1 protein-coding gene is annotated in these 278 nt (G+C 28.4%); it reads left to right on the top strand.

Annotation, left to right across the window (positions count from 1 at the left end; genetic code table 11):
* A partial coding sequence (locus ACRHNM_RS16665; RefSeq protein WP_431137743.1) for a DEAD/DEAH box helicase occupies window positions 1-278 on the top strand: 278 nt, incomplete at both ends.

Genomic DNA, 278 nt, shown 5'->3' with positions numbered 1-278 from the left:
TAGAACCTCAAAAAGAAAAGTTAGCAAAAGGCATAGATATTTTAATTGCAACTCCAGGTCGTATATTAGATTTACAGCTTCAAGGTCATTTAGATTTAAGTCATTTAGAAATCTTTGTTTTAGATGAAGCTGATTTAATGCTAGACATGGGTTTTATCAATGACCTTAAAAAGATTGAAAAACTTTGTCCTAGAAAAAAACAAACCCTTTTATTTTCTGCCACTATTCCAGAAAAAATTGATGATCTTGCAAAATCTGTAATTAAAAATGCTATTAAA

The sequence above is a fragment of the Psychroserpens mesophilus genome, from assembly GCF_050617655.1.
Lineage (GTDB): Bacteria > Bacteroidota > Bacteroidia > Flavobacteriales > Flavobacteriaceae > Psychroserpens > Psychroserpens mesophilus_A.
This window is presented reverse-complemented; position numbering and strand designations above follow the sequence as displayed.